Origin of the sequence: Paenibacillus ferrarius (genome assembly GCF_002027705.1) — a bacterium.
Lineage (GTDB): Bacteria > Bacillota > Bacilli > Paenibacillales > NBRC-103111 > Paenibacillus_E > Paenibacillus_E ferrarius.
This window is the reverse complement of record NZ_MBTG01000067.1, coordinates 1-9,405: the sequence shown is the minus strand read 5'-3', so window position 1 is coordinate 9,405 and position 9,405 is coordinate 1. Positions and strand designations below refer to the sequence as shown.

General features: G+C 40.8%; 10 protein-coding genes and 1 pseudogene. All 11 read left to right on the top strand.

The features are described from left to right. Window positions 1–15: 15 nt before the first annotated feature. The 11 genes and pseudogenes from BC351_RS38840 (at window position 16) to BC351_RS38785 (ending at window position 9,366) form a co-directional block, all read left to right on the top strand. Window positions 16–620 (top strand): annotated as a pseudogene (locus tag BC351_RS38840) (DUF3885 domain-containing protein). 139 nt (window positions 621–759) lie between these two features. Continuing rightward, the gene (locus tag BC351_RS38830) at window positions 760–1,059 is read left to right on the top strand and encodes a hypothetical protein (RefSeq protein WP_079421048.1); all 300 of its coding nucleotides are present in this window, start codon (window positions 760–762) and stop codon (window positions 1,057–1,059) included. A 139-nt stretch (window positions 1,060–1,198) separates the two neighbouring features. After that, entirely contained in the window at window positions 1,199–2,068 is an 870-nt protein-coding gene (locus BC351_RS38825; protein ID WP_079421047.1) for a DUF2785 domain-containing protein, read from the top strand. Between the two features lie 400 nt (window positions 2,069–2,468). Continuing rightward, on the top strand, window positions 2,469–3,479 hold the full coding sequence (locus BC351_RS38820; protein ID WP_079421046.1) for a zinc-binding dehydrogenase: 1,011 nt from the start codon (window positions 2,469–2,471) through the stop codon (window positions 3,477–3,479). 23 nt (window positions 3,480–3,502) lie between these two features. Next, on the top strand, window positions 3,503–3,919 hold the full coding sequence (locus BC351_RS38815; protein WP_079421045.1) for a MerR family transcriptional regulator: 417 nt from the start codon (window positions 3,503–3,505) through the stop codon (window positions 3,917–3,919). A 362-nt stretch (window positions 3,920–4,281) separates the two neighbouring features. Beyond that, window positions 4,282–4,860 carry a DUF3238 domain-containing protein gene (locus tag BC351_RS38810; RefSeq protein ID WP_079421044.1) on the top strand — a complete coding sequence of 193 codons (579 nt, stop codon included), beginning with the start codon at window positions 4,282–4,284 and terminating at the stop codon, window positions 4,858–4,860. A 389-nt stretch (window positions 4,861–5,249) separates the two neighbouring features. After that, window positions 5,250–6,212: a helix-turn-helix transcriptional regulator gene (locus BC351_RS38805; protein WP_079421043.1), complete on the top strand. Its 963-nt coding sequence runs from the start codon at window positions 5,250–5,252 to the stop codon at window positions 6,210–6,212. A gap of 118 nt (window positions 6,213–6,330) precedes the next feature. Then, window positions 6,331–6,957, top strand: a complete 627-nt coding sequence (locus BC351_RS38800) for a type 1 glutamine amidotransferase family protein (protein WP_079421042.1) — start codon at window positions 6,331–6,333, stop codon at window positions 6,955–6,957. 51 nt (window positions 6,958–7,008) lie between these two features. Then, window positions 7,009–7,533, top strand: coding sequence for a VOC family protein (locus BC351_RS38795; protein WP_079421041.1), 525 nt, complete (start codon window positions 7,009–7,011; stop codon window positions 7,531–7,533). Between the two features lie 572 nt (window positions 7,534–8,105). Further along, window positions 8,106–8,408, top strand: coding sequence for a hypothetical protein (locus BC351_RS38790; RefSeq protein WP_079421040.1), 303 nt, complete (start codon window positions 8,106–8,108; stop codon window positions 8,406–8,408). A gap of 115 nt (window positions 8,409–8,523) precedes the next feature. Next, window positions 8,524–9,366, top strand: a complete 843-nt coding sequence (locus BC351_RS38785; RefSeq protein WP_079419886.1) for a tyrosine-type recombinase/integrase — start codon at window positions 8,524–8,526, stop codon at window positions 9,364–9,366. Window positions 9,367–9,405: the final 39 nt, after the last annotated feature.

Sequence of the window (9,405 nt, the reverse complement as noted above, 5' to 3'; positions counted from 1 at the left end):
TAAAAGAGGTGTCTGATGGCTCTGGATGACTATTTACAGAAGTATTTTCCCAACCTAATGCTTTGCCCACCTCTTTTCTATAATTGGGACTATGGCATTCGTTTTGAACTTGGAAACCCACCGCTGTTCAAGGTTGATAAAGCATTATATATGGAACAAGTTTATGATAGGGCACTTAGTATCTACAGGTATTTACATAAAGCTAATGATGAAATATATATTGTATCTAATGCACATTTTGCTGATGAACCAAATCCATTAAGACGAAAGCCCAAGGTTTATAGAAGATATATTAATAATAAAGATGTACTGAAATGCTTACAGCACAAAGTAATTCCTTATGTTTTTGCTAATGTTTATGAGATAGATGATTTTGAAACACATCGGTTCATTTTAAAGTGTTACGGAAGGAACATTAAGTATGGAAGTTTGATTAAGGCAATATGTAATAATGATGTTGCAATCAGACCTTTGATTTATCATGATGTTTTTTTGTCAATATTTCCGCAGGAACTATATTTCATGTATATGATGATAGGGGATGTGATGTAGTCGCTTCATCAAAAGAAGCGTTGATAAACAGTCGGATCACTATAAAAGTTGTACCAATTGTCGCTTAGAGAAATAAGATGTATTTGGCAAGCGTTGCAGCGTTACAGCCCTTCGCTCCGCTAACGGGCAGAATAATGGAATATTAAACTTCTATATTATGGTAATATTGAGTTATTAAACCATAATAAACGGATAGAGGTGCTAGTTATGAGAAGTTCAATCTTAGTAGCTGGAACAAGTTTATTATTTTCAGGAACATTACTATTTGGTACGGTATATTTGGCAATAGCTAATTATGTCCCGCATATGGGGGGATGGAGCGATCCTCCTGGAAAACTATCAATGGCTTTGGACGAAACGTTGTTAAGAATTCCATATATAATTAGCATTTTGTTTATGATTATTGGTGTAACTTTGTTAGCGACGGCTATTTTAAAAGAGTTATCGAATAAGAATTTAAAAACACATGCAACAGCTGGCTTAGACAATGGATTAATGGTGAAATAATCAACGGTGAACGATAGTAGAGGAGCTTGCAGCGATGCAGCTCCTCGCTTCATTGAAGTAACGGTCAGGAATGTTCAAAACATTTAAAGAGAATTTTGTGAAAATAAGGTAATATACTAGTAGGAGTTTTCTACATGGTATGTTATATAGCATTTATGTTTGGAAGAATGAATGGGAAATTGGAGTTGAGAAAGTGCTCAAAGAAGAATTAAGAATAATCGTGGGAAATAATTTTTCTCTACCACAAGGAATAGATGAATATTCGATGGTTCAGCAAGTTGTTGATTTACTTTCTTCTACAGATCCAGAGTTACGTGATAAGTTAGCGTATAGGATTCTAGATAATTGGCTATTGGAAAAAAAGTTACTTCCAGATGAACAATTAGTGAAATTGCTCAATAATGCTATTTCTCATAATATGTTATTCAATAGGATTGGGGAAGTAGGTACAGATAGTATCTTTTTGCGTTCCTTTTCCTCATTATTAATTGCGTTGTTACTTATCCGTGATAATAGGGATCAATACTTAACCGAAAATAAAGTTCGTAAAATAATGAATACGCTAATCACCTATTGTAAGAGTGAAAAGGATTATCGTGGATATGTAGAAGGAAAAGGTTGGGCACATGCAGCAGCCCATATTTCTGATGCCCTTGATGAATGTGTCCGCAACAGGTACGTAGGGTTAGAAGAGTGCAAGTTGGTGTGGAGTGGACTAAACTCAATACTTGAAAGTGCTCCAGAAGTGTTCAGTTCAGAAGAGGATGAGCGTATAGCTACTACTGTAACTGCAATGGTGGAGTTGGGGAAAGTACCTCTCTCGGTAATATGTGAGTGGCTTATGGATGTAAAACTACCTACAGTGAATGAATTAACTAGACGACATAGTCGAATTAATTTCAAGCATTTTACACGTTGTCTTATGATACGGTTATCTGAAAAAGGATTGTTGGGTGCGGAAAATGATCTGATAAGGGTTGAGAGGAGATTTAATCCGTACATTGAATAAATTTTTTTCACAACAATTGATAATCGACAGCGTCTACATTAGGAGAACAATAAATGGAAATGAGTGAGGGAGATAATGCGTAAATTCAGTGTATTTGTAATGGTCTCCAGTATACTTTTGGCAATTTACTTTATTGGTCTCACTGCCCAAATAACTAGTGAAGACCGAATTTGGTGGGGGTTATCTAAAGATAGTGCGGAGTATTTTTATTTACCATGTATTGTATTAGCATTCATTAGTTTGATTGTTTATTTAAAATCTAAAGATTAAACATTTCACTCTATACTTACAGACGTTAAACTAACGAGAAACGATAGTTTAACTTATTTTTCTCCCTTGACTTAAAGTTAACTTTAAACGCTACAATGAGAAGCATCACTCAACCAGGGGAGAGATGCTTATGTTTCGTTCGCATTGGGTCGTCAAACAATTCGGAGGTCCGCAGGCGATGGAATGGGTCAAGGAGCCGCTTCGCACCCCGTTCGCGGGAGAGCTTCGGATCAAGATTCAAGCTGCCGGTGTTGCACTCGGCGATGTGTTGAGACGGACGGGGAAATATCCGGTCTCCTTGACGCTTCCCTATACACCAGGATACGATGCAGTTGGAATCGTCGAAGAGGCAGGAGCGGAAATGGAGCACTTCCATCCGGGGCAACAGGTGGGCGTCTTCTTCAACGGCACCGGCGGCTATGCCACGCATGTCTATGCCAAAGCCGATGAGTTGTTCCCGATTCCGGAAGGTATCGATACCTTGCTTGCGGCAGCGGTCATTCTGAATTACGTATCCGCATACCAATTGCTTCACCGTCTGGCACGCGCCACCAAGGGCGAGCGATTATTGATCCATGGGGCAAGCGGTGGCGTGGGCACGGCTCTGTTGGAGCTTGGCAAGCTCGCCGGACTTCAGATATACGGCACCGCCTCCGAGGTCAAACAAGCGGTTGTCACGTCATATGGGGCCTTCCCCATCGATTATCGCAGTCAGGACTTTGTTAAAGTGCTCCGGGAACAAGTGCCAGAGGGCATGGACATCGTGCTCGATCCGATCGGCGGCGACAACTATCGCAGATCCTTGCAAACCTTAAGTGCCAAAGGCCGGTTCATCAGTTACGGCTATACCGCCATCCTTCAGGAGGGCGAGGCGGAAGACTGGGCGGCCGAATGGAAGTGGCTGGCCGAACAGCAGGCTACCGAGAACGGAAATCCCATTTCGCTTTACAGCATTACGGGGTTGAAGCAGAAACAGCCCGATTGGTTCCGGGAGGATACGGCGGCAGTGCTTGATCTGTTGGCGCAAGGAAAAATTAAGCCACTCGTTCCCCACATCCTTCCGATGGAGGATGCGGTTCAGGCGCACGAAATGTTGGAGACTTCCTCGACCGCAGGTAAAATTGTGTTGGTCAATGAATAAACATATAGAGAGGATACACTTGGATGTACACGATCGGCGAAGTATCCCGAATGACCGGCATACCCGCTTCGACGCTGCGCTATTACGAATCGATCAACCTGCTACCCGAACCACAGCGCGCGGACGGAAGTCAGGCAAGGCGCTATACGGATTCGGATTTGAAAATTATCGCGTTTATCGACGGGCTGAAAAAAACCGGCATGAGGCTCGAGGATATCGCACTGTTCGCACAGGATGGCTGTCTTTTGATGCAGCAGGAACAGCCCGATACTTGGACCGCTCAAATTTTAAGCAAACGCGTGGATCTGCTGACGAAGCACATCGACCAATTGCAAGAACAAATCGCGCATCTGCAATCCGTCGAGAGCATCGCAGCCGAACGGAGAGCAATTTATGCCGATATGCTAGAAGATCGAAAGTCCGCACTGGGCCGGGAGTAACCCCCCGCCTCACCTCGATCTTGATTACTAATTGCGCAGATACTCCGGATCCGCCGACACAGTTTTTCCGCCGCCAACTAGCCGTCAGTTTCTCGCGGCTTCCTTTCCTTCCACCTAGCGGATTGAAGTAACGGATACTATAGCGTAATAAACAATTAAGACACGGCCGCTGACATAGATCGGTAGCTGCGTTGTGCTAACGAATACTTTTGTTCAATTACCACAATGAAAAGGCATCCGAATTTTATCGACTGCATTTTCCACGCTAACGGTCAGTAGAGCTACAAGAAAGGAAAAATATTAATTACAATCGAATACAATAAATATCTTTTAAAAATACTTAGAGTCAAGGAGTTTCTGTTATGGCAGAAGTAATCAAAATTAGAGGTAGTGTGTTTATCGGCGGTATGTTATATCTACCACCAATACAAGATTCTACAGGGATGATTTATGAATATCAGGGGGATGCAAGGGAATTTACTCCTTATGCAGTAAACACAGGGCGTTGTCGTGTAGAGCAGGAGGTCGTTATTGACTTCGTTAAGCAACGAACGACATCTTTCTCCGATACGGGTGCTACTGTCCTCAAAATGACAGCCCCAGACGGCGTAGTCGAATACAAACAAGGAAAAGCGTCTACAGACGGTATTCGAATTGAAGATGAATTATGGGACGGGGATACGGTATCTTTAACTATGCGAGCAAGCGCAAGCAATCCACTTCGTCCTGATGCGCCGACGGTTGACTACTCTCTGCAGATTAAAGCGCATAAGGATGGCACTGTGCAGGTTAAAGGAAGCCATGATGGGTTTCCATGTTACGAGTTTTATAAACAAGTGGATTTTGGGGATTTTCAACTCTTGCACGCCCATGACTTTCGAAAGACGGGCGATACGCCAGCGGCAATGGCGGGAGATATGGAGTATCATTTTGAATCATGAGAATTATCAAGAATTTCGCCTTTAAGTTGATCGTATCGATGACACTACCTGGAAAATTTAGTTCAATTTATAAGGGCTGCCGCGAGGTGGCCCTTTGCTCAACTAACGGGCAGGATAGTTCAAAATCAATTGCGGGGAACCGTATCACAAGTAGTGGTAAAGCAGAAAGTTGAGTTGAGGGTAGAAGCCGCAATGTTAAAATTGTAGATTGTTGATTAAGTTACGGAAGTCGACACACGTTGAATGCTGCGTGAGGATTGAAAGGCTGAAAGATTGATGAATAAAGGGATGCAAGCGATTCGCAAAGCTAATAATTTTGTGCGATCCTTGAGAAGATAAAAAAGATATTTATAAAATATTGAGGTCTAATAAAAGATGAGGTATATGTTATGCCAAAAAAAGATAATATGCTGGCAATTCTATGGATGTTGAATTCGGGCGTAAAAATGACTGCAAAACAAATATCCGAAAAGTTAGAAATAAATATAAGGACAGTTTATCGGTATATTGATGCACTATGTGCCAGTGGAGTGCCTATAATATCCGACACAGGTCATAATGGCGGGTATAGCTTGCTGAATAATTTTATCAGAGCACCTCTGCTATTTGATATTGAAGAAAAAAAGGCACTCCTTCATGCTGCTGCTTTTGCAAAAGAAGCCGGATACCCTTTGAGTGAGGCATTAGGCAATGCGACATCAAAATTGAAAATGTATTCGAATCAGGAGCAGGAAAGTATACTTAGCCGTCATTTGGCTGGATTTGAAGTTATAATCCGCATGGGAGACCCTTCTGTTCAGCTGGTATTGGCGGAATTGGAGCAAGCTATAGCAAACGAATTCTCTGTAGAAATCGATTATCGCACAAGCCGTGATGATCAACCCAAGAATAGGGTGATAGACCCCTATGGAATGGTTTACTGGAACAATAAATGGTATTCTGTTGCATTTTGCCACCTAAGGAACGAGATCCGCAGCTTTCGGGCAGAACGGATTCTACAAATCAAGCGTACTCAAATCATATTTAAGCGTTCCGAAGCTTTTTCGGCCCGTGAATTTTTTATGCAAAATCTGTTACCTGATTTAGTGGGCAAGGATGGGTTAATTTCTTTAATTATCGGAGGCAGGTCAGAGGCATTGGATGACTTATGCCTGCATTGGTTTTTGGGGCATCATCTGAAAGAGCGGACATCAAATCAAGCAATCTTTTTACTTGAGGAAAAATCAATTCATATATATGTCCCTTATTTTCTCCTATCCTACGGGAAATCCATTCAAGTCATCGAACCACAGAGTTTGAAGGAAAAACTTGTTGCTGTTGCGTCGGAGTTAATGGAATATTATCAACTTTAATAGCTTCACTGACAGCAGATGTCAGTGAAGCTATTTTATAATGATGATAATCAATGATTACCGATGGATGGATGGATGGTTGGTATCACTTGATTAATAAAATAAGGAGAACTTGCAAATGAATAATACGGTATATCTTTATGTGTTTGACACAATGGCAGACTGGGAAATAGGTTACTTAACTGCCGAACTGAACTCGGGAAGATATTATAAAAAGGGGCTGGCCCCATCAAAAATAGTTACCGTGGGAATTGAAAAGACTCCTGTAACTACAATGGGCGGATTGAAATTACTGCCTGACATCAAACTGGATGAGTGCAGCATTGCAAGCATAGATACATTGATTTTACCCGGTGGAAATACATGGACAGAAACAATTCACCAACCGATCTTAAAAATCGTTGAGAGGTGTTTAAAGGAAGGTATATTGGTTGCAGCGATTTGTGGTGCAACAATGGGACTTGCCCAGACAGGATTGCTGAATTCACGTTGGCATACAAGCAATGATCTGGAATACCTTAAAATGATCTGTCCCACTTACACGGGCGAAAAGTATTACAAAATGGAGTCTACTGTAACTGATGGAAAACTGATCACTGCATCTGGAATAGCTCCGTTGGAATTTTCTGTACACGTCTTGAAAGCTCTGGGTGTGTTTTCTTCAAAAACATTAGATGCCTGGTATAGTCTTAATAAGACTCATGAATCCAAATATTTCTATGAGTTGATGAATTCAATCCAATGAAGGTATAAGCATAAAATTGATATGTTATGATCATTTAAAGGAGGAGTAAAAATGACTGAAAGCATAAAATTTATGGGAGTGTCAGGTAAATATACAAAGAATGGAACACCCAACGGCTGTACATCTATTACCCCATTTATAACAGTGAAGAATCCTTTTGAAGCAATAGAGTTCTATAAAACTGTTTTCAATGCAAGGGTTAAGGATATTACTGAATATCCTGATGGAAATGGCAATAAAATAATTGTTCATGCGGAATTAGATTTTGGAAATGGTTTTTTGCAGCTGGGAGCAGCGAATCCGGCATATAAATTGGTCTTGCCGCCAGATGAAGACAATGCGTGTTATTCTTTAGGAATTTACGTAATTAATGTTGATCAGGTAATTGAAAATGCGGTAGCAAGAGGAGCAAAAGTAAGGGAAGCGGTTATAAACTTTGTTTCAGGTGATCGATTCGGAAGTATATTGGATCCTTTTGGAGTAAGATGGTCCATTATGAGTAGGATTGAGGATTTGTCAGAAGAAGAAAGTAGTCGGAGGGTTGCTGAATGGGCGAAAAGCTTTAGTGGAGAATAAATGCAATAACTGTTTTAATAAAAAGCGTTAAAGTGGCAATTTGCTGAAATGATGTAATAGAAATGCTGGTGCCAAATAGTTGGCAAAAATTGGAGAAGTGACTATTTGAGCTTTTTTATCGCAACCCGCCGTCGTTGCATCTCTTCGTTACGCTAACAAAGAACGATAGTTCAATCACGACATGAAGGCAGCCGACACATGATCGGCTGCCTTTGTCTGAATCGGAACAGGTTCTTGTCATTTAAACTAAACCGTTGTCGGGTGACAAGAACATTGTCTCATTAATTACCGCGTAAATCGCGGTTTTTTTATTTTATGGGATCAAGTTCTTGTCACGAGCCAATGACAAGAACTTGATCTCATTCCCGACAGATGGGTTCGGGAGTGAATGAGGTGGATATAGAAATACCTGGAAAGGATACCTATGATTGAACTAACGGGCAGAATAACGTGGTAGTCCTCTTGGAAATAAGGAGGGAATTAATTATATTTCTCGAATAATTGTTTTAGCTTGCAGCGAGCATCTGGCTCTTTTACGCATACGAGCTAAGGTTTGTTTTAGGGAGGATACTATGGAAAAAGACTTAGTAAAATATCTCGGAGATCTGCTTTTACATCAAGATGACGGGTTGCTAATTAAATTAAGGATGGGTGACGGTTTAGATAAAAGTAAAGTTGATGAGATTTGTACAGTATTAAGTCAGTTAGCCATCGAGTGGGAAAAAGATGATAAGATATCGAAAGAGGCAGTTGATTACTTTATTCATATAGATCCAGTTATGAATGCGGCCTTGAATCGATATTCCGAGAAACAGCAGGCAGAAATCTTAATAGCGCTTGATACAATAATGGATAAAGTAAGACATTGCTTATAATAACTACGTTGCGCTAACGGTGAACGCTAGTACAACACACAGCTTAAGCGTTAAGATTAAATCCTCCCAATTCTAGCAAAGCTAGAGATAACATATATTTGGGAGGGTTTTTATTATGACATTGAAGGAGTTATGGATGCTGTATGAAGCTGACAAACGTATCCTGGGGTTCAGCTCGCATACCATGAAAGCATACTTTCTACAACTCAACATGTTGATTCGTGAACTGGGTAATCTGGAGATTGAAGAAATATTCTTAAATATGCTAAAAGATTATTTTGCAAGAGCATCAGAGCGATTAAAACCAAGTAGCTTAGGTCATCGAATTCGATTTGTACGCTCCCTATTTCGCTTTGCATTTGAAGAAGGCCATATGACAAGGAATCCTTCTCACAAGTTGAGAGAACCTAAGATGGACAAACGTATTCCGAAATTCCTAGTTGAGGAGGATGTTATTCATCTTAAGATTACCTGTCATTCTCATCGGGAGCATGCTCTGTTGGAGTTTCTGTACTGTACAGGCTGCCGTGTTGGAGAGGTTCAGAAAATAAATATTGAAGATGTTAATTGGGAGAACTGTTCAGCAATTGTGAATGGTAAGGGTTCTAAACAAAGAGAGGTATATTTCACTACCGAATGTAAGGTTTGGTTAAAAAGATATTTAGAGAGCCGTGGGGATACTTGTAAAGCATTGTTTGTTACTGAAACGAATCCGACCCGACGATTGTCGATTCCAACAATACGTTGGGCATTAAAAAAGCTGGCAAAACGAGGGGGAATTAATGCTAATGTATATCCTCATCGATTCCGTCACACATATGCATGTCAATTACTAGATAACGGTGCACCGCTAGAATTTATTCAGGGTATGCTTGGGCATGAAAAAGCATCTACTACACAGATTTATGCTCAGCTGCGCGGTGAGCGTAGGAGAGAATTATATCGTCGGTACTTTTAAGGCCATCATCGGTCACTTCTCAGCTAAAGGGCAGGATAA

Bases quoted from the DNA above. Each gene is read 5' to 3' on its own strand.
- BC351_RS38820 (WP_079421046.1), top strand. From the start codon at position 2,469: ATGTTTCGTTCGCATTGGGTCGTCAAACAATTCGGAGGTCCGCAGGCG.
- BC351_RS38795 (WP_079421041.1), top strand. From the start codon at position 7,009: ATGACTGAAAGCATAAAATTTATGGGAGTGTCAGGTAAATATACAAAG.
- BC351_RS38810 (WP_079421044.1), top strand. From the start codon at position 4,282: ATGGCAGAAGTAATCAAAATTAGAGGTAGTGTGTTTATCGGCGGTATG.
- BC351_RS38830 (WP_079421048.1), top strand. From the start codon at position 760: ATGAGAAGTTCAATCTTAGTAGCTGGAACAAGTTTATTATTTTCAGGA.
- BC351_RS38815 (WP_079421045.1), top strand. From the start codon at position 3,503: ATGTACACGATCGGCGAAGTATCCCGAATGACCGGCATACCCGCTTCG.
- BC351_RS38790 (WP_079421040.1), top strand. From the start codon at position 8,106: ATGGAAAAAGACTTAGTAAAATATCTCGGAGATCTGCTTTTACATCAA.
- BC351_RS38785 (WP_079419886.1), top strand. From the start codon at position 8,524: ATGACATTGAAGGAGTTATGGATGCTGTATGAAGCTGACAAACGTATC.
- BC351_RS38805 (WP_079421043.1), top strand. From the start codon at position 5,250: ATGCCAAAAAAAGATAATATGCTGGCAATTCTATGGATGTTGAATTCG.
- BC351_RS38800 (WP_079421042.1), top strand. From the start codon at position 6,331: ATGAATAATACGGTATATCTTTATGTGTTTGACACAATGGCAGACTGG.
- BC351_RS38825 (WP_079421047.1), top strand. From the start codon at position 1,199: ATGTTATATAGCATTTATGTTTGGAAGAATGAATGGGAAATTGGAGTT.